The 16,660-nt window shown below is 61.3% G+C and carries 19 protein-coding genes; 8 read left to right on the top strand and 11 right to left on the bottom strand.

The window, feature by feature from the left end:
* Nucleotides 1-17 precede the first annotated feature (17 nt).
* The 5 genes from NANH_RS0114550 to NANH_RS0114530 are packed head-to-tail and all read right to left on the bottom strand — an operon-like array spanning nt 18 to nt 2,095.
* Nucleotides 18-731, bottom strand: a complete 714-nt coding sequence (locus tag NANH_RS0114550; RefSeq protein ID WP_027262707.1) for a flagellar hook-basal body complex protein — start codon at nt 729-731, stop codon at nt 18-20.
* The gene (locus NANH_RS0114545; RefSeq protein WP_027262706.1) at nt 731-1,003 is read right to left on the bottom strand and encodes a flagellar biosynthetic protein FliQ; all 273 of its coding nucleotides are present in this window, start codon (nt 1,001-1,003) and stop codon (nt 731-733) included. The genes NANH_RS0114550 and NANH_RS0114545 overlap by 1 nt, the downstream gene beginning before the upstream one ends.
* A gap of 2 nt (nt 1,004-1,005) precedes the next feature.
* A complete protein-coding gene (gene fliE / locus NANH_RS0114540; RefSeq protein ID WP_027262705.1) occupies nt 1,006-1,296 on the bottom strand; it encodes a flagellar hook-basal body complex protein FliE in 291 nt (96 codons plus the stop codon).
* A gap of 12 nt (nt 1,297-1,308) precedes the next feature.
* A complete protein-coding gene (gene flgC / locus NANH_RS0114535) occupies nt 1,309-1,698 on the bottom strand; it encodes a flagellar basal body rod protein FlgC (RefSeq protein WP_027262704.1) in 390 nt (129 codons plus the stop codon).
* 10 nt (nt 1,699-1,708) lie between these two features.
* Nucleotides 1,709-2,095, bottom strand: coding sequence for a FlgB family protein (locus NANH_RS0114530; protein ID WP_027262703.1), 387 nt, complete (start codon nt 2,093-2,095; stop codon nt 1,709-1,711).
* A gap of 88 nt (nt 2,096-2,183) precedes the next feature.
* On the opposite strand from NANH_RS0114530, the gene NANH_RS0114525 reads away from it, so the two are divergent.
* Nucleotides 2,184-3,527 carry a FliI/YscN family ATPase gene (locus NANH_RS0114525; protein WP_036049873.1) on the top strand — a complete coding sequence of 448 codons (1,344 nt, stop codon included), beginning with the start codon at nt 2,184-2,186 and terminating at the stop codon, nt 3,525-3,527.
* A gap of 7 nt (nt 3,528-3,534) precedes the next feature.
* On the opposite strand, the gene NANH_RS0114520 is transcribed toward NANH_RS0114525, so the two are convergent.
* Nucleotides 3,535-5,265, bottom strand: a complete 1,731-nt coding sequence (locus NANH_RS0114520) for an acyl-CoA dehydrogenase (protein WP_027262701.1) — start codon at nt 5,263-5,265, stop codon at nt 3,535-3,537.
* A 155-nt stretch (nt 5,266-5,420) separates the two neighbouring features.
* Between NANH_RS0114520 and NANH_RS0114515 the strand changes: the two genes are divergently transcribed.
* The 7 genes from NANH_RS0114515 to NANH_RS0114485 all read left to right on the top strand — a co-directional run bounded on the left by NANH_RS0114515 (nt 5,421) and on the right by NANH_RS0114485 (nt 10,187).
* The gene (locus tag NANH_RS0114515) at nt 5,421-6,035 is read left to right on the top strand and encodes a ribonuclease D (RefSeq protein WP_027262700.1); all 615 of its coding nucleotides are present in this window, start codon (nt 5,421-5,423) and stop codon (nt 6,033-6,035) included.
* Nucleotides 6,032-6,994 carry a KpsF/GutQ family sugar-phosphate isomerase gene (locus NANH_RS0114510; RefSeq protein WP_027262699.1) on the top strand — a complete coding sequence of 321 codons (963 nt, stop codon included), beginning with the start codon at nt 6,032-6,034 and terminating at the stop codon, nt 6,992-6,994. The genes NANH_RS0114515 and NANH_RS0114510 overlap by 4 nt, the downstream gene beginning before the upstream one ends.
* 14 nt (nt 6,995-7,008) lie before the next feature.
* A complete protein-coding gene (locus NANH_RS0114505) occupies nt 7,009-7,608 on the top strand; it encodes an LptA/OstA family protein (RefSeq protein WP_027262698.1) in 600 nt (199 codons plus the stop codon).
* A 3-nt stretch (nt 7,609-7,611) separates the two neighbouring features.
* On the top strand, nt 7,612-8,106 hold the full coding sequence (locus NANH_RS0114500; protein WP_074920612.1) for an LptA/OstA family protein: 495 nt from the start codon (nt 7,612-7,614) through the stop codon (nt 8,104-8,106).
* Complete coding sequence (gene lptB, locus NANH_RS0114495) at nt 8,103-8,861, top strand: LPS export ABC transporter ATP-binding protein (RefSeq protein WP_027262696.1); 759 nt, start codon at nt 8,103-8,105, stop codon at nt 8,859-8,861. Before NANH_RS0114500 ends, lptB begins: the two co-directional genes overlap by 4 nt.
* A gap of 244 nt (nt 8,862-9,105) precedes the next feature.
* Nucleotides 9,106-9,669, top strand: coding sequence for a ribosome hibernation-promoting factor, HPF/YfiA family (gene hpf / locus NANH_RS0114490; RefSeq protein WP_027262695.1), 564 nt, complete (start codon nt 9,106-9,108; stop codon nt 9,667-9,669).
* 53 nt (nt 9,670-9,722) lie between these two features.
* Nucleotides 9,723-10,187, top strand: a complete 465-nt coding sequence (locus NANH_RS0114485) for a PTS sugar transporter subunit IIA (protein WP_027262694.1) — start codon at nt 9,723-9,725, stop codon at nt 10,185-10,187.
* A 116-nt stretch (nt 10,188-10,303) separates the two neighbouring features.
* Here the strand turns inward: NANH_RS0114485 and NANH_RS0114480 are convergent, their stop codons facing one another.
* The 5 genes from NANH_RS0114480 to galE all read right to left on the bottom strand — a co-directional run bounded on the left by NANH_RS0114480 (nt 10,304) and on the right by galE (nt 16,659).
* Nucleotides 10,304-11,737: a sulfotransferase family 2 domain-containing protein gene (locus NANH_RS0114480; RefSeq protein WP_027262693.1), complete on the bottom strand. Its 1,434-nt coding sequence runs from the start codon at nt 11,735-11,737 to the stop codon at nt 10,304-10,306.
* Nucleotides 11,738-11,743: 6 nt separating this feature from the next.
* The gene (locus tag NANH_RS0114475; RefSeq protein WP_027262692.1) at nt 11,744-13,441 is read right to left on the bottom strand and encodes a DUF5927 domain-containing protein; all 1,698 of its coding nucleotides are present in this window, start codon (nt 13,439-13,441) and stop codon (nt 11,744-11,746) included.
* Nucleotides 13,438-14,424: a glycosyltransferase family 2 protein gene (locus NANH_RS0114470; protein WP_027262691.1), complete on the bottom strand. Its 987-nt coding sequence runs from the start codon at nt 14,422-14,424 to the stop codon at nt 13,438-13,440. Before NANH_RS0114470 ends, NANH_RS0114475 begins: the two co-directional genes overlap by 4 nt.
* Nucleotides 14,425-14,630: 206 nt before the next feature.
* Nucleotides 14,631-15,668, bottom strand: coding sequence for a glycosyltransferase family 2 protein (locus tag NANH_RS0114465; protein WP_036050813.1), 1,038 nt, complete (start codon nt 15,666-15,668; stop codon nt 14,631-14,633).
* A gap of 7 nt (nt 15,669-15,675) precedes the next feature.
* Complete coding sequence (galE, locus tag NANH_RS0114460) at nt 15,676-16,659, bottom strand: UDP-glucose 4-epimerase GalE (RefSeq protein WP_027262689.1); 984 nt, start codon at nt 16,657-16,659, stop codon at nt 15,676-15,678.
* Nucleotide 16,660: the final 1 nt, after the last annotated feature.

The raw sequence follows: 16,660 nt of genomic DNA, 5'->3' as shown, positions 1-16,660 counted from the left end.
ATTCTCCTTTGCTCAGGTCACTTGATCAGGGTTTTGACTGCGTTGCGGATGCGCTGGTCTTCGGTTTCCAGAAAACTCTGGCCCATTTCATAGGCCCGCTGAATTTCGATCATGCGCGACACCTGCAGAATTGGATTCACGTTCGATCCCTCGACAAATCCCTGAAGGACCGTGGCGTTCTCGGCCGGATCGACGCCTGCGTCGGCACGGAACATCACCCCGTCCTCGCGCACCATGCCTAGCGGGTCTATGGGTTGGAAAAGACCGATCTGGCCCAACAACTGCCCGTCGGCGCTGAGAGTGCCATCTGCCGCGACACTGATACCCGCAACGCCAGGCGGTACAAAAACAGGCGCGCCGCCGGCATCCAGCACTCGCTGTCCGTTCATGGTGACCAGATCGCCATCCGCATTCGAGGAAAAACTCCCGGCGCGGGTCAGGCGCTCGCCTGCCTCCGTTTCGACCATAAAGAATCCGTCGCCTTCAATGGCGAAATCGAATGTGCCGTTGGTCTGGGTCAGCGCCCCTTGCGCCATCGACGTGTTACGCACCCGTGCCTGACTCATCGACAGCGAGGACTGGTCCGGGGCGGATTCGACAAACTCCGAAAAAATCAACCCTTCCTGCCGATAGCCGGTCGTGGCCGCATTGGCGATATTATTGGCAACGATACGCATTTCGCGCATCAAACCGGATTGGCGGGACAGGGTAACATAGCTGGCTGCGTCCATTACGAACCTCCAACAATCAAGGGGATGATATGGCCATCAAAGAACGACACCAGCGATTGGGTCATAAAGCCCATGGACAACCAGAACACGATGACGATGGCTGCCAATTTCGGCACAAATGTCAGTGTCATTTCCTGGATCGACGTCAAGGCCTGAAACAGGCCGATCACCAGGCCGGTCACCAGCGCCACAGTCAGGATCGGGATCGATATGCTCACCGCAACCCACAGACCCTGGCGCATAGTATCGAAAAAGACACCCTCGTTCAGCATAGTCAGACCGGCATCCGCAGGATTTCCTGATAGGCTTCGACGACCTTGTTTCGGACCGTGATCGCGGTTTCCACGGCCAGTTCGGTCTGTGCCAGCGCCTGCACCAGCGCATGGGGGTCGGCATCGCCGGTCATCGCCGCCATCGCGGTTTCCTCGCCGCGCTGCAACGTGGCGGCAAAATCCTGAAAGGCGGTCTTGATCTGCGCCCCAGCGCCCCCGGATTCGGGGTCTGGCTGGGTCGCGGGTTTGGCCGCACCATAGTTTTGAACGGCAGAGAGTGAGCGAACATCCATTCTGGATCTCCTTTATTTTCGCAACAAATCCATCAGGCCGGCAGACATCTGCCGGGACTGGTCGAACATTTTCAGATTGGCCTCATAGCTGCGCTGAGCTTCTCGGGCGTCAGCGATTTCGATCATCAGATCGACGTTGGAGCCGTCAAAATGACCCGTATCATCGGCCAGCGGATGGGATGGATCGTACACCCTGTCCAAATCCGTCTGATCCAGCTGAACCCGGCCCACGGTGACCGCATCGGTATCGGACAGTCCGCGCGTGGCTTCGAATGACACGGTCTTGCGCCGATACCCCGGTGTGTCCGCGTTCGAGATATTCTCCGACACATGGCGCAAACGCGTGGCCTGAGCCTTGAGGGCGCTGGCGGAAACCGAAAGGGCCTTTGAAAATTCGCTCATCTCCCTATCCCTAACCTCGGCCCAGGCTGGTACGCAGAATCGACAGCGAAGATTTATAGATCGCCAGCGCGCGGTCATGCTGGCGTTTGATTTCGACTCCTTTCAGCAACTCGAGCTCGACCGAGACGGAATTTCCGTTAGGGTCGGTCTGTTCCTCCGACGTAAAAGTCTGCCAAGCGCCGCCCGACACGGCCGCACCGCCAAGGTGCCCGGCGCGGCTGGCCCGCATTCCGGCAGAAGCGTCGCCTTGGAACACCTCGGCAAAGGGTTTGATATCGCGCGCCTTGTAATCCGGCGTGTCGGCGTTCGCGACGTTCTGCGCGACAATCGCCTGGCGTTGTCCGGCATGTGTTGCCATCGCGTGCGCAGTCTTAAAGACGTTCAATCCTTGGAACATCGGGGCTTCTCCCTCGATCAATTTCAACCAAGGCTTAACCCCGATTCCTTTAGAAAGGGTTGTCAGGGAACCAAAGGAGATCAGGGCCGTGAACGTCGATCTGAAAATTCTGGGCAGCGAAATTGCCGATGCCCGGTTGGTGCGGCCGATGGGACGTGTCGCAAGTGTGCGGGGCGGATCGGTGCAGATTTCCGGCCTCGCCGATGACGCCCATATCGGCGATCATCTCGTGCTCAAACGCAAATCCGGCACTCCGTTGGCGGGTGAGGTTCTGCAGATCGAACAAGGCACTATACATATGTTGCCGGATTCCGCCCCCGACGGGGTTGCGATCGGCGACCGGGCAATTCTACACCGAACTCGCCGATTTGCACCGGGCGATCACTGGATCGGGCGGGTGGTGGACCCGTTCGGTGCGGCGCTGGATGGTAAACCGTTGTTGCGCGGTCCCGACGCCAAGGATCTGATGGCATCGCCACCGCCGGCCGTCGAACGCCAGCCGCTCGGCGAAAGGGTAGGTACCGGGCTGTCGGTGCTGAACACCATGCTGCCCATCGTGCAGGGTCAGCGCATTGGGCTGTTTGCAGGCTCGGGTGTCGGAAAATCCAGCCTGTTGGCGCAGCTTGCCCGCAACATGATGGCCGATGTCGTGGTGATCGCATTGATCGGCGAGCGGGGTCGCGAGGTGAACGATTTTGTCGACCGGGTCCTTGGCCCGCAGGGCATGCAACGCGCGGTGGTTGTGGCCGCAACCTCGGATCAATCGGCGCTAACCCGGCGGCGATGTGCCTGGGCGGCGATGACCGTGGCCGAATTTTTCCGCGACCAGGGGCTAAACGTTCTGTTTCTCGCCGATTCGGTGACCCGCTTTGCCGAAGCGCATCGTGAAATCGCCGTGGCTGGCGGCGAGGCACCCGCCCTGCGCGGCTTTCCCCCCTCGGTCACGCCCCTGATCACCGCACTTTGCGAGCGCGCAGGCCCCGGATGCGCGGGGCACGGGCATATCACAGCCGTCTTCAGCGTTCTGGTGGCCGGGTCGGACATGGACGAACCCATCGCCGATATTCTGCGCGGAGTACTGGACGGACATATCGTGCTCAGCCGCGACATCGCGGAACGGGGACGATTCCCTGCCGTGGATGTCAGCAAATCGGTCTCGCGCAGCCTGCCCGACGCCGCCAGCGATGCCGAGAACGCGATGATCTCGGAGGTACGCAGGTTGCTGGGCGCCTATGAACAATCCGAGGTGATGATCAAGGCCGGCCTCTATACCGAAGGTGCCGACCCGGTTGTCGATCAGGCCATCCGCGCTTGGCCCGACCTCGACGCCTTTTTTGCCAGACCGGAACCGGACAGCATCCGCAACAGCTTTGACAATCTGGGCCTGATTCTGCGCCGATCTGCTGGAACGTCAGACCGACGCAGGCGTTAGGCGCGGCTTAAAACCAGTCGGCCTGCATGTCGAATGCGGTCTGATCGTTGCCCAGCAACGTCGCGGACCATCCCTCCGTGCGCGGCAACTCCCGGGCAAAGTAATACCGTGCCGCCTGATGTTTGCCGCGCAGAAAATCGCTGTCGCCATCCCGCGCGGTGCATTTTTGCGCCGCTTGCGTGATGCGCAGCCACATCCATCCCATGATCACATGGCCAAAACAATCCAGGTACAATGTCGCATTGGCCAGCCCGCGATCCGGCGCCGCCCCAACCTGTGCAGCCAAATGCCTGGTGACCTGCTCCAGCCGAGTCAGCGCCTGTTCCAGCGGAGCGTCAAATTCGCCACCTTCCGCAATATCCATTCGGATCCGATCCGCCAGCGCGCCAAACCCGGCGCCGCCGTCGATCAGCACTTTGCGGCCCAGCAGATCCATCCCTTGAATCCCATGTGTCCCCTCGTGGATCGGATTCAGCCGGTTGTCGCGGTAATACCGTTCCACCGGATAATCCCGCGTGTACCCGGCCCCTCCCAACACCTGAATCGCGTGTTTATTGGCTTCCAGACAGAATTCCGAAGGCCAGGATTTGGCCACCGGCGTCAGCAGGCCCAGCAACGCTTTCGCTTTCACATCCCCGGCCCGCTCGCGATCCACCAGCGTCGCACACATAATCGCCAGCGCCAGCGCCGGTTCAACCGCAGCTTTCTGCGCCAGAAGCAACCGGCGCACATCGGCATGATCGATGATCGCCACCTGTTTGGCCGTCGGATCCTTGGCCGTCGGCGCGCGCCCCTGCGGGCGGTCCCGCGCATAGGCCAGCGATGCCTGATACCCGGCCTGCCCCAGCGCCGTGGCCCCCATGCCGACCCCGATCCGGGCTTCGTTCATCATCTGGAACATATAGGACAGCCCGTTGTGCGGCTCGCCCAGCAGTTCTCCGATACATCCGCCCGCCTCGCCGAAATTCAACGCGCAATTGGTGGTGGCGCGATAACCCATCTTATGGTTCAGCCCGGCCAGCGTCACATCATTGGTTGCACCATCGTCGCGCAGCCTGGGCACAATGAACAACGAAATCCCCTTGACGCCGGGCGGCCCGCCCGGGATCTTGGCCAACACCAGATGCACGATGTTTTCGCTCAGCTCGTGCGCACCGGCCGAGATCCACATCTTGCGACCGATGATCTGATATCGCCCATCCTCCATCGGCTCGGCACGGGTGGCGATGTCAGACAGCGACGATCCTGCCTGCGGCTCGCTCAGGCACATGGTGCCAAAAAACCGCCCCTCGACCATGGGCTCCAGATAGGTCCGCTTCTGCCTATCGGTGCCGAAACTCTGAATCAGCCGCCCCGCGCCCACCGTCAGCATGCCATATCCCGAAAGCGACACGTTCGAGGCCGCCAATACAAACGCCGCCGCCTGATGCACGGTTTCCGGCAGGCCCATGCCGCCATGTTCCGGCTGAAATCCGGCACCAATGAACCCGGCCCGCACAAAGGCGTCCACCGCAGGTTTCACCACATCGGGCAGCACCGCCCGACCGTCGACAAACTGCGGTTCGTTTTCATCTATCTCGCGTCCGATAGGCAGGAAGAAGTCGCTGCCAATCTGATCCGCCGTATCGAGAATGCCGTTGACCGCGTCCCGGTCCAGATCGCTGCCGGCAATCAGATCGCCCAGCCCGGCGACGTCCCACAGCTGAAACTGCAAATCCTCACGATCATAGGCGCGCATGGCATCCCTCCCCGGTTTGTCAACGCCACTTTAACCGCCATCTTTGAACGGACGCCAGTTGTTGCCGCCCGTGACCCTGCGGCAGTTGAGTTTGCACGCCAAAGCGCCTATCTCGACCTGAACCCACTCGCCCCATGCAGACAGAGGATGCCCCCTTGGCCAATCACCTTTACCAAAACGACCTGCCTGACGGGCTGGATCTGGGACCGGTCGTCGCCATCGACTGTGAAACCATGGGGCTGAACCCGCACCGTGACCGGCTGTGCGTGATTCAGATGTCCGGCGGCGACGGCAATGCGCATATCGTGCAGGTCGCCATCGGTCAGACCGAGGCCCCGAACCTCTGCGCGATGCTGGAAGATCCCGATGTGCTGAAACTGTTCCACTTTGGCCGGTTCGACATCGCTGCGATGTACAACGCCTTTGGTGCCCTCGCGGCGCCGGTCTATTGCACCAAGATCGCGTCCCGGCTGATCCGCACCTATACCGACCGGCACGGGCTGAAAAACCTGACCCAGGAGCTGATCGGCGTCGACATCAGCAAGCAGCAACAGATGAGCGACTGGGGCGCATCCGAACTGACGGCGGCACAGCTCGACTATGCCGCGTCCGATGTTCTGTACCTGCACCGCCTGCGCGAGGAACTGGACAAACGGCTGACCCGCGAGGGCCGCAGCGACATGGCCCGTGCCTGTTTCGACTTTCTGCCCACGCGCGCCCGGCTGGATCTGGCCGGCTGGCCCGAAATCGACATATTTGCGCACTCATGACCAGTACATTCCAAACCACCGGCCGCCGGGTCATCCGCACCGAAGCCGAGGCGCTGACCCAGCTTGAAAACAGCCTGAACAGCGAATTCGACCGCGCAATCGAACTGTTGCTGGCCGCCAAGGGCCGGGTCATCATCAGTGGAATGGGCAAGTCGGGCCATATCGCACGCAAGATCGCCGCGACCTTTGCCAGCACCGGCACCCCGGCGCATTTCGTCCATCCGGCCGAGGCCAGCCACGGCGATCTGGGCATGATGGCTCAGGGCGACGTGGCATTGGTGCTGTCCAATTCCGGCGAAACCCCGGAACTGGCGGATGTCGTCGCCTATACCCGCCGCTTCGGCATTCCGTTGATCGGTGTCGCCAGCCGCCCCGACTCGACCCTGCTCAAACAGTCCGATGTCGCGCTGGTTCTGCCCCAGGCAGCCGAGGCCTGCGGCACCGGCATCGTGCCGACCAGTTCGACCACCATGACCCTGGCGCTGGGCGATGCGCTGGCGGTCGCGCTGATGGAGCACCGCGCCTTTACCCCCGAACATTTCCGCGATTTCCACCCCGGCGGCAAGCTGGGCGCGCGACTGTCCAAGGTACGTGACCTGATGCATACCGGTTCGGCGTTGCCGCTGGTGCCGCAATCCGCACCCATGAGCGACACGCTGATTGAAATCAGCCAGAAGGGATTTGGCGTGGCCGGAGTCTGCAAGCCCGACGGGTCGCTGGCCGGAATCATCACCGACGGCGATTTGCGGCGCAAGATGGACGGGTTGCTGTCACATACCGCTGACGAGGTAATGACCGCCGGGCCGACCACCATCGGCCCAGACGCGCTGGCCGAAGAGGCGGTCGCGATCATGAACCAGCGCAAGATCACCTGCCTGTTCGTGCTGGACCCGGACGGCGCGGGGCAGCCTTTGGGACTCTTGCATATCCATGACTGCCTGCGCGTCGGTCTGGGCTGAACCGGAGCGCGGCGATGGACCCATATTCCCGCGCAGTGGCCTTTTTCAAGGTGCTGCTGCCATTGGCCGCGCTGGCGATTCTGGCGACGCTGTTTCTACTGTCGCGCAGCCAGGACATCAGCACCACCATTCCGTTTGCCGAGACCGACCTGACCAACCGGATGCGGGACCAACAGGTCACCAAACCGTTCTTTTCCGGCACCACCGCCAAGGGCGAAGAAATCATCGTCACTGCGGATGCCGCTCAGCCCGGCGGAGCGGGCAGGCCCGGCAGCGCCAGCAACCTGACGGCCCGGATCAAACTCGCCGATGGGCGCCAGATCCATTTGAAATCCGACAGCGGCACGCTCAATCCGCTCATGGACACCGCAACCTTCGACGGCAATGTGCGCCTCAACACCACCACGGGGCTGGTGGTGCTGACCGATACCCTGAATGCCGCGCTCAGCGGGATCGAGGTCGAGAGCCCCGGAACGGTCACCGCCACCGGGCCGATTGGCGATCTGACCGCAGGAAAGATGCAAATCACTGCAAAAAGCGGGGATGGTGACCTGCACATGCTTTTCAAGAATGGCGTTAAGCTGATATACGATCCGAAACAGTCCGAAAGATAATAAGTGAACCGTATTAGCGCCCTTGCCCTGTGCCTTCTGCTTGCCCCCGGCGTGGCAGCGGCGCAGGCGACAGGCACCAAGGTGGCCTTTGGCGCGATCAAGGCCGACCCGACTCTTCCGGTCGAAGTCACGGCAGACACGCTGGATGTCAACCAATCCGACGGCTCGGCTGAATTCAAAGGCAATGTTCTGGTGGGGCAGGGCGAAATGCGCCTGTCTGCAAAACGGGTGCTGGTGATCTACAATCAGGACAACAGCGGTGTCGAACGGCTCGAGGCTGTCGGCGACGTGGTCCTGGTCAACGGGCCCGACGCAGCCCAGGCCGAACGCGCCGATTACAGCATCGGCAGCGGTGTGATCGTGATGACGGGCGATGTGCTGCTGACCCAGGGTCCAAACGCGCTGACCTCTGACAAGATGACGGTGAACCTGACTACCGGCACCGCCAATATGGCTGGCCGGGTCAAGACCATCCTGCAGGCGGACGACAACGAATGAATACGCCCGACCTGACCGTCACCACCGGATCATCCGGCCTGCGCATGGAACATCTGCGCAAGTCCTTTCGCAAGAAAGTGGTGATTCGCGATGTCACCATGTCGGTCGAGCGCGGCCAGGTCGCCGCCCTGCTGGGGCCGAACGGGTCGGGCAAGACCACGACATTCTATGCCATCGCCGGGCTGGTTTTTCCCGAAGCCGGCAGCGTCACCATCGACGGGCAGCCGGTAACCACGCTGCCGATGTATCGCCGCGCGCGGCTTGGAATCGGCTATCTGCCGCAGGAAATGTCGATATTCCGGGGCCTGAGCGTCGAAGACAATATCTCTGCGGTTCTCGACATCACCCACCGCGATCACCACAAACGCCGCGAACGGCTCGAAGAGCTGCTGTCGGATTTCTCGATCGAACATCTGCGCCGCGCTCCGGCCCTTGCCCTGTCGGGCGGCGAACGCCGCCGGGTGGAAATCGCCCGCTGCCTGGCCGCGGACCCGAAATATCTGCTGTTGGACGAACCCTTTGCCGGGGTCGATCCGATTTCGGTTGGCGATATCCGCCATCTGGTGGCCGACCTGAAAAAGCGCGGCATCGGGGTGCTGATCACCGATCACAACGTGCGCGAAACACTGGAAATCGTCGACCGCGCCTATATCCTGCACGATGGCCAGGTGCTGATGTCCGGAACTCCGGCCGAAGTGGTGGAAAACGAAAACGTGCGCCGCGTCTATCTGGGCGAGAACTTCCGCATTTCCTGAGCCGACATGCCGCCCACACATCCGGAATCAAAAAAATGACGTTGCTTTGCATTGACAGTTGCCCTGACTGTCGCCTCAAATGGGGTCATGGCACATGCACCGTCTGATGCAGTCTCGGATCGACCCTTCGGCGTAGGCCAGGACCATACGCAACATCGGGCATTGCCAATTTTCCTCATCCGACGTTGACCCCACGCGGACTAGACCCGCCAAGGCGCCGGGTGACACAAGTGAAGGAGAACATATGCGTTACCAAATCAGCGGAAAACAGATCGACATCGGCGAGGCCCTGCAAACACATGTCCAAACCGAACTGAACGCTGTTGTTCAAAAATACGCGGAGCGTCCGACTGACGCCAACGTGATCTTTTCCCGCTCGGCCAGCGAATATGTCTGCGAGGCAACCATTCATCTGTCCACAGGCCTGAACGCAACCGCCAGGGCGCATGCGCATGAAATCTATGCCGCGTTCGAGAACTGTGCCGAAAAGATGGAAAAGCAACTGCGCCGCTACAAGCGCAGGTTGAAAGATCATCACAAAGACCGCGCGGAACCGGTTGAACTCTTCGGAGCGTCCTCGTATATCCTCGCCTCGGAAGAACAGGCCGAGGATGCCGAGCCTGCCTCGCTGCAACCCATCATCGTCGCCGAGATGGAAACACAGATACCTTCGTTGTCTGTGGGCGAAGCGGTGATGCAAATGGAGCTGGCGGGCGCACCTGTCCTGGTTTTTCGCAACGAAGGCAAGAATGGGGTGAACGTGGTGTACCGCCGCGACGATGGCAACATCGGATGGATCGACCCCTGATCGCCGCAGATTGATCCTGTGCATCGTCAGGTGCCCCAGAGGAGAGAGCGAAGATGGAGCTATCCAGAATCCTCAAGCCCGCAGCGGTAAAGGTGTTCGCGGCCGCGTCCAGCAAAAAGCGCCTGTTTCAGGAGCTGGGCGATGTCGCACACAGCACCTATGGGCTGGACGCTTCCGCCACTGTCGAGGCCCTGCTTGAACGCGAAAGCCTGGGACCGACGGGCGTCGGGCATGGTGTCGCCCTGCCCCATGCCCGTCTCGACGGGCTCGAGCGCGTGGTCGGTGTGTTCATCATGCTTGAGAAACCCATCGACTTTGGCTCGGTGGACCGTCAGCCGGTGGATATCGCCTTTGCGCTGTTTGCCCCCGAGGACGCCGGAGTCGAGCATCTCAAGGCTCTGGCCCTGGTCTCGCGCACCCTGCGCGAGCCCGCACTGTGTTCGAAACTGCGCGCCAATCCCGAACCGACAACCCTGTATGCGCTCCTAACCGAAGCACAATCGACTCAGGCCGCCTGAGCCACTTGCGGCCCTAAAGCGTTTCGGCTTTGGCCCGGAGCGTCAAACATCGCAATTCACGTTCGAGCCAACGGCGTGTGGAAGCGACAAGTGCGTCAGCTTCAGGTCAAAACGCGTCAGGCTGCCCGCCACGGGCCGAATCCGAACATCATGTAATCGCGCTGATAGACATCCGCCACCAGCGCTTCGAGCGCCTGATCATGGATATCGCTCAGGGCAAATGGCGTATCCTGCGGCGTTTCGGGAACGGGTGGCGCCACGTCCCGCCCCACCAGGCGCGCCAAAACCTGTACCATCTCGGGTAGTTCCTCCTCGCGCAGAACAAAGTCAGGCTGCGCAAAACCGGAGAATCCGGCCAATGCGGACGATTGCGTCGCCCAGGCCGCATTCAACCGAATCGCGGTCTGCCCGGATATGCTGGCTCGCGCGAACTCCAGAAAGGCCTCGAACGCGGCGCGGTGCTGCTGCACAGTGTATCCGGTGCCCACATCGCCTTTCGGAATCTTCAGCCTGAACCGGCTCCGCAGGGTTTCACGGATCTGGGAAAATTCGACCTTTTCAGTGCTCAGGATACAGGAACAGAACACCGCATGCGCCCGCGCCAAAGGGTGGCGCAATACGGTAAAGCTGCGGTGGTTGGGGTGTTTGCGCTTCCATTGGCGCAGCCGTTTCTGGTTCATGCCCGTCGTCAGATCCGCCACCGACCCGCCATCCAGCGCGGCCAGCCAACGCGCAATCGCGGCTTCTGGTCCGCCGCGCACCGGCATGTACAACAGCGGCGTCTGCGCCGCTGCCACTTGAAAAGGTATCGCCGCCCCGCGCCGGGGTTCAAAGCTGGGCGTGCGTGTCAGGTTGAACCGGTCCAACCCGCCCAGCGCCGCGGCCATCTCTTCCGGGTTCGACACCTTATCCCCGATGGCACCCGGATTCTGCCGCTTCAGCGACGTGTCCAATCGCTCAAGCCGATCGACCGCGCCCAGCCAACGGGCCAGCCCGTTCATCACGGCGACATCCTGCAGGTCTTCGTATGCGACATAAAAGCCCGTCTGCCCGCTACGCTGCAAACGGTTCAGAAGCGTGACCTGAAACGCCTGCAAGTCCTGCACATGCCGGGAAAATTCAATCGGGTCGAACGCGACCCTTGCATCCTTGCGGCGCTTGACATTGGTCAGCTTCCATTGCCCCGTGGCCCTGGCGATGTTCCACGACACATAGCTGTCGAGCGGGTTTCTGGTCAGGACGATCTTGCCGCAGCGCGGATCGTTCAGCACCCGGTCCAGCACCCGCGGGTCATGATCGTGAAAGTACCGAAATCCGCCAAGCGTGCCGGGCACATCCCGAATCGCCGCGATCAGTTTTTCAGGCGCTGCGTCGCGTTCTTCGCGGGTGATGCCCAGGATTTCGGCCCGGTTGGGATAGCCGATGAAATGCGGATTGAACGCTTCTCCAAAACAGGCCACATCGCCCAGCGCATTCAGGTTGGATTCAAGAAAATTCGACCCGGTGCGCATCTCGGCGAACAGTACGAAATAATCGAAAGGCCCGGACATCCCCGCCTACCGCACCAGATAGGGTTTGCGAACCGCTGTCGGAGGATTGACCGGCACCGTCTTGGTCGGGAAATCGCCCATCAGATGCGGATGCATTCCCTGGTTCTTGAGGTTTTGCAGAAATTGGCCGAATCCCGCCAGATCATTCATTGTCGGCGCCTCCGCCAGCCCTTTCCGACGTTCGGGACAGATCTCATCGGTGATCTGCTGCAGATGCTCCATCGGCGCCTCGATGAATTCGGCCAGCGTCCAGATGCGAACCCTGGCTTTGGTTTCAGCGGCCCGCAAGAGCGCAAGATGTCTGCGCTCGATCTTCTGCAGGCGCGCGGCCTCTTTGCGAAGATCGGCAAAATTTCGGTTGGACCGAAACAACGGCACCGCCCAGGCACCTGAAATGACCGAAATCTGTGCATTCGGATCCCGCGCCATCAGGCCGGCGATCCCCTGATTGTCAGCAGGGCCGAACTGGAAACATTGCCGCTCGCCGCGGGTATTCCAGATCAGATTGGTCAGAAAGGATTGCGGCGCGTAATCGCGCTGCATCGCCCCTGCACACAGCCCGCCGGTAAACACCGCCTCGCGCCCTGAAAATGCCGCACCTTCCGGCGCAAACAGATGCCCATGCACCCGGGCCTTGGTTCCCTTGGCCAGCCAGCGTTCGAAATCGGCAAACAGATCCACAAAACCCTGAAACACCGAATATGGGCCTGCGGTCACGCCATGCTCGCGCCCCGGACGCGGCATCCGGCTGTGCATGTACAGGCCCGGTCGCCCGCGCGTGCGCCGCTCGGCAGCTCTAGCAAAAACGCGGTCGATCTTGCCCGGCATCGGTTCGGCCGGTGTCATCGCGCCCGCCCTGCCGGTCAGGAACGCCTCGTACAACCGGCCTGCGCCGGGCCAGATCTTGCGCGCCACGAAACAGTCCGACCGCCGCAGCAATTGCAGGTGATCGTCATAGAACACATGCGGCTTGCCCTGATGATCGAACTTGGACAGGGTCAGAGACCGGCTTTCAATATTGCTGGAATAGCGCCGCGCCAGAGTCTGGTAATAGCTTTCATCCGGAATCCAAACGCGTCGAAAGTAACGCTCATACCGGCTGCGTTCCGGGTCCTGCAGGATCGCCGACAGGGTCTGGCGGGTCAGACACCACCACTGGCTGCCCATATGCGGCACCAACTCTTCGGGAATCCGCCGCCGCACCCGAAGGCGGCGTTGCAGCTGAACATAACGGTCAAACAGGCGGCGGTTCTTCTTCCACGAAAAAGGAAACCGCAAGGTGAACCGTTCGATGTCCAGCCCGCCCACCGTCCACGAAACATCCGATGTCGTTGCGCTCTCAATAAAATCGGTGCGCGGACGTGCAGCCAGATACGCGACCAGCTCCCGTACCGGACGCAGCGGCAGACAGGACCCCGAGGCCAGATAGACGTGATGCACGCCGGCAAAGCTGTCCAACATCATCGCCGAAGCCGACTGCGAGGCCGCAACAATTCCCCAGGTGCCCCACTCACAGCGATGCCGTTCGCAGAACCGCACCAGCGGATCGTCGGCAAGCGTATCGTGAAAAGCCTGAAATTGTGCGCGCGGCACATTGCTGTCCACATGCAGCACCACCGGGCAACCGCCCGCGGTCCAGTGCCGCGCCACCTGCTCGGCGCGTTCCAGATCGCGATGCACCAGCATGGCAATTCCGACGCTCATGCCCAGTTCCCTTTAGAGATCAGCCCCAGATCCTCAAGCTGATGCCAGTTGCGGTATTTTTCGCTCCATTTGCACCACAGATCGGGATGCGCTTTCAGTCGGCTGGCATAGGCCTGATACTCTGAAGATTCGGCATAATGCGCGTTGCGCTCCAGCTCTTCGGTCGCCTTTTGCGCAAATGTATCCAGAAACTTGGCATGCAGCAGCACACCGCTGGCCTTCTCCCCGCCCCAGTCTTCAAAGACATGGTTCAGCCCGCGCGGCAGCAGCGCATGGGTCGAGCTGACATAGGCATACCGCCAGTGCCATTTCACCAGCGGAATCTTGTTCAAAGCCGGGGCTTTTTCCGGGCTGTCGGCAAAGAACATCCGACCGCGCGGACCACCCTGAATCCACAAATTGCCATAAACCGGGTTCTTCTTCAGCGTATAGTTGCCGCTGTCGAACCACGCGGCGATTTCGAACGGATCCTGCCCGGTTGCATAGGGATGTTCGTCGAGGCGCCCCCTGGGATACATATCCAGCAGCATGGCACTGAAACTGCGAAGCGCGGAATCGTCCAGCCAGTCGGTCAAGGCCCGGATCGGTCGGGTATCACAGAACGGATAGACCAGAAATTCATCCGGATCGACCATCAGCGTCCAGTGGCCGTTGCCATATCTGCGCAGCAATCCGTTCTGCCAATCCACGCCAAAGGTCGCGCCCGCATAGCTGCCATCGGTTTGCCACAACGACACATCCGTCTGCTGGGCCAGAAAATCGCCGGTGCCATCGTCGCTGCCATTGTCCACGAACAGAAAGTGATCGACGCCCAGATCGCGATAGTAATTCAGGAAATAGGGTAGTCGGATATGCTCGTTCCGCACCGTGCTGAACAACAGAACATCACCGGGTCGGATCCGTCCGGTGCGGTCTTGCACTGCCTGCAGCTCTCTGGATTTCCACGCGGCACGCAACAGACGGCGCCGCCGCCGCACCCGCATCTGATAAGACTCCCAAAGGCTCAACTCGCACTAACCCCGCCAGATAAGGCCACATAGAAAATTGTACGCCGCTGTATTTTGGTGCGGCTGTCAAAGCACCCGCAACCGTGATGCACAAAATGGCACCCGCCCCTTGTACAAAGCATAAAATTTAGAAAGCGTTACAAGGCAAGGGGGAATTGTTACCGGGTTCTGGCCTGTTGCCTTTACCACGCGCCGGTTTTCATCAGCCCCAACGCCACCAGTTGTCGCCAATCCCGCAACCGCTGCGCGCCCGGATGCCAAAGGTCGGGGTCATTCGCCAGCTTGTCGTAATAGTCGTCAAACCGGGGCGGGTTGTGGAAGTGCTGTTGGCGCTGCTTTTCAATCACGGCCCTGTCGACGGCCTCGGGCAGAAACTTGCTGTGCAACAGCACACCCGAAGGCTGCGTCCCCCCAGGCCCGTCATAGGTCTGGTTCAGCTGCGGCGGCAGCAGCGCATGGCTGGAATTGACATAGGCGTACCGCCGGTTCCACCGCACCAGAGGCAACTTGTTCAGGGTCGGTGCGCGCTGCGGCTGATCGGCAAAGAATACCCGCTCCCGCGTGCCGCCCTGCAGCCACAGATTGCCCATCGGGCGTTGCCGCTGGGCGCGGTACGGACCCGGATCGAACCAGTTCAGGCTCTCGACCGGGTTTTGCCCCGGCACATGGGTCGCAGCCCCCAGCCGCCCCTTGGGAAACAGGTCCAGCATTATCGCGCCAAAACTATCCTGCCCCTGCGCCTGCAGCCAATCTGTCAGCGCTCCCAACCCGCGACTGTCATGATGCGCATAGATCAACAGCTCGTCCGCATCGGTCATCAGGCACCAATGATCGTGGGCGTATCGCATCTGCAACCATGTCAGCCAGTCCAGCCCGAACCGCGCATCGCGATAACTGTGCGGCGTGTGCCACACCGAAACATCCGGCTGCGCGGCCAGCAACTCAGCGCTGCCATCGTCGCTGTCATTGTCCACGATCAGGAAGTGCCCGACGCCAATACGGCGGTAGTGCGACAGGAAAAATAGCAAGCGGCCGATCTCGTTGCGCATCACCGACACCGCCAGAATATCGCCCGGCCCAATCCGATCGGTCCGGTCCGTCACCGCACGCAGCTGATGGCGGCCGCGCCAGGACCGCCACAACAGCCGCCGCCGTTTCCACCGCATCCGGTAGGCCTCCCAGGCGGTCAGCGACGGCATCGCGGCGGCGGGCTGTGGCATCATCCCGTCAGCTTTCGTAATGCCCCGACTGATGCCAGCGCCAGGCATCAGCGATCATCCGGCCCAGCGTCGAACGCGACGGCGACCAGCCCAGTTCGCGTTCTGCCCGGACCGAACCCGATACCAGCTTTGTACAATCCCCGCCCCGGCGCGGCCCGATCACAAAGGGCACCTCGCGATTGGTTACGCTGCGGGACTGGTCGATCACCTCGCGCACCGAAAACCCGCTGCCGGTGCCCAGGTTGAACACCCGACTGCCCTTGCCATCCCGCAGCCATTTCAACCCCAGAACATGCGCGTCCACCAGATCGCAGACATGCACATAATCGCGGATGCAGGTGCCGTCGGGCGTGTCGTAATCGGTGCCGAACACCGTCAGCGCATCGCGCTTGCCGTCGATTGCATCCAGCATCAGCGGCACCAGATGGGTTTCCGGGCGGTGGAATTCGCCCACTTCGCCCTCGGGGTCGGCGCCGGCCACGTTGAAATAGCGAAAGATCACGCTGCGCAACCCATATGCCGCCTCGAAATCGCGCAGAATATCCTCGATCGCCCGTTTGCTGGCACCATAGGCATTCAGCGGCATCTGCGGCGTGTCTTCGTCCAGCACCACGTTGTCATGCTCGCCATAGGTGGCGCAGGTCGATGAAAACACAAAGTCCAGGCAGCCCGCCGCCACCGCCGCCTCGATCAGGGTCAGGGATCCTTCGACGTTGTTGCGCCAATAGCGGCCCGGCTCCGCCATCGCCTCGCCGACCTGGCTGAGGGCGGCAAAATGCACCACCGCGACCGGCCGGTATTGCGCGAATACCTGATCCTGCCGGGCCCGATCCAGCAGGTCGCCGCGCTCGAACGGACCAAATTTGACCGCATCCTGCCAGCCCGTCACCAGATTGTCGTAGGTCACCGGCACATAGCCGGCGGATTTCAACGCTTTGCAGGCGTGCGAGCCGATATAGCCCGCGCCGCCGGTCACCAGTACATACTTCACA

It is taken from the genome of Sedimentitalea nanhaiensis DSM 24252, assembly GCF_000473225.1.
Classification (GTDB): Bacteria; Pseudomonadota; Alphaproteobacteria; order Rhodobacterales; family Rhodobacteraceae; genus Sedimentitalea; species Sedimentitalea nanhaiensis.
This window is presented reverse-complemented; position numbering and strand designations above follow the sequence as displayed.

What these genes read in the sequence shown, in the direction of transcription:
- NANH_RS0114470 (WP_027262691.1), bottom strand. Translation starts at nt 14,424, where the DNA reads ATGCGGGTGCGGCGGCGGCGCCGTCTGTTGCGTGCCGCGTGGAAATCC.
- NANH_RS0114530 (WP_027262703.1), bottom strand. Translation starts at nt 2,095, where the DNA reads ATGTTCCAAGGATTGAACGTCTTTAAGACTGCGCACGCGATGGCAACA.
- NANH_RS0114505 (WP_027262698.1), top strand. Translation starts at nt 7,009, where the DNA reads ATGGACCCATATTCCCGCGCAGTGGCCTTTTTCAAGGTGCTGCTGCCA.
- NANH_RS0114520 (WP_027262701.1), bottom strand. Translation starts at nt 5,265, where the DNA reads ATGCGCGCCTATGATCGTGAGGATTTGCAGTTTCAGCTGTGGGACGTC.
- NANH_RS0114485 (WP_027262694.1), top strand. Translation starts at nt 9,723, where the DNA reads ATGGAGCTATCCAGAATCCTCAAGCCCGCAGCGGTAAAGGTGTTCGCG.
- lptB (WP_027262696.1), top strand. Translation starts at nt 8,103, where the DNA reads ATGAATACGCCCGACCTGACCGTCACCACCGGATCATCCGGCCTGCGC.
- NANH_RS0114510 (WP_027262699.1), top strand. Translation starts at nt 6,032, where the DNA reads ATGACCAGTACATTCCAAACCACCGGCCGCCGGGTCATCCGCACCGAA.
- hpf (WP_027262695.1), top strand. Translation starts at nt 9,106, where the DNA reads ATGCGTTACCAAATCAGCGGAAAACAGATCGACATCGGCGAGGCCCTG.
- fliE (WP_027262705.1), bottom strand. Translation starts at nt 1,296, where the DNA reads ATGGATGTTCGCTCACTCTCTGCCGTTCAAAACTATGGTGCGGCCAAA.
- NANH_RS0114475 (WP_027262692.1), bottom strand. Translation starts at nt 13,441, where the DNA reads ATGAGCGTCGGAATTGCCATGCTGGTGCATCGCGATCTGGAACGCGCC.
- NANH_RS0114545 (WP_027262706.1), bottom strand. Translation starts at nt 1,003, where the DNA reads ATGCTGAACGAGGGTGTCTTTTTCGATACTATGCGCCAGGGTCTGTGG.
- flgC (WP_027262704.1), bottom strand. Translation starts at nt 1,698, where the DNA reads ATGAGCGAATTTTCAAAGGCCCTTTCGGTTTCCGCCAGCGCCCTCAAG.
- NANH_RS0114480 (WP_027262693.1), bottom strand. Translation starts at nt 11,737, where the DNA reads ATGTCCGGGCCTTTCGATTATTTCGTACTGTTCGCCGAGATGCGCACC.
- NANH_RS0114465 (WP_036050813.1), bottom strand. Translation starts at nt 15,668, where the DNA reads ATGCCACAGCCCGCCGCCGCGATGCCGTCGCTGACCGCCTGGGAGGCC.
- NANH_RS0114550 (WP_027262707.1), bottom strand. Translation starts at nt 731, where the DNA reads ATGGACGCAGCCAGCTATGTTACCCTGTCCCGCCAATCCGGTTTGATG.